The sequence below is a fragment of the Brassicibacter mesophilus genome, from assembly GCF_050433385.1.
Classification (GTDB): domain Bacteria; phylum Bacillota; class Clostridia; order Tissierellales; family Proteiniboraceae; genus Brassicibacter; species Brassicibacter mesophilus.
On record NZ_JBNPXI010000059.1, the window covers coordinates 1 to 1093 of the forward strand.

Sequence of the window (1093 nt, forward strand, 5' to 3'; positions counted from 1 at the left end):
AACATTATGTTAACCTATCATTAATAACGACAAAGAAATTAAGATAGGAGGATAACATATGCTGGAGTTTACTAAAGAATATTCTATCAAAGAAATCGGTGATTTAAAAGACTTCATTACGGTCACCTACATCCTTATTGACGATATTTACCAAAGAATTACCCCAACACATATTAAAAAACGTAGAAATATCAATGATTCTATCCTAAGTGATAGTGAAATAATTACCATAGGTATTGTTGGTGAATTACTCACTATTGATTCAGAAAAAGCGTGGTTAGGCTTCTGTAGAAAGAATCTAAGAGACTTGTTTCCAAAATTTTGTGATAGAACTCGTTTTAACAGAACCCGTAGGGGGTTGCATGCAGTAATTGATGAAATCCGTAAAGAGCTTACTTCTTTACTAGGATATCAATCACAATCCGTCAGGGTAATAGATAGTATTCCTATTCCTGTGTGCAAGTTTGGTAGAGCACATTTCCACAAAACTTTTAAAGTTGATGCCACCTACGGATATTGTGCTTCTAAAAAAGAAACCTATTATGGTTTTAAGTTTCATGCCATTACCACCTTGGATGGGTTTATTACTGACTTTGTGCTTACCCCAGCAAATGTAGATGATCGGGAAGCTATATGGGAATTAGTAGATACGTATAAAAATATGATAGTCATTGGTGATAAAGGCTATATCAATAAATATTTAACTCCAGATCTACAAGCTGAAAAAGGAATTCAGTTAATATTTATGAAAAGGGATAACAGTAAAGCTCCTTATCCTAAATGGCTTCGCCAATATATTTTTAAACTTAGAAGACGAATTGAGACCACTTTTTCACAATTGACAGAGCAACTAAATATCAACAAAGTTTTAGCAAAATCTCTATGGGGACATATGACAAGACTTAGAACAAAGGTCTTGGCTCATAATCTCTGTTATTGCATCAATAGATTGCTAGGTAAAGATATAGATTTGGGTCACATTAAAGAACTTATATTTGGATAATATATCCAGTAATAGTTTATAAGAAGCATATTTTTTTCTAAAAATAAATTGGTAAATTTATCTTGATGTAATTCTACTAGCACATCAGGT

At 32.3% G+C, this 1093-nt stretch carries 1 protein-coding gene; it reads left to right on the forward strand.

Annotated features, from left to right (window positions below; genetic code table 11):
- Positions 1 to 58: 58 nt before the first annotated feature.
- A complete protein-coding gene (locus HNR33_RS22790; RefSeq protein ID WP_429088311.1) occupies positions 59 to 1003 on the forward strand; it encodes an IS982 family transposase in 945 nt (314 codons plus the stop codon).
- Positions 1004 to 1093: the final 90 nt, after the last annotated feature.

Bases quoted from the DNA above. Each gene is read 5' to 3' on its own strand.
- HNR33_RS22790 (WP_429088311.1), top strand. From the start codon at position 59: ATGCTGGAGTTTACTAAAGAATATTCTATCAAAGAAATCGGTGATTTA.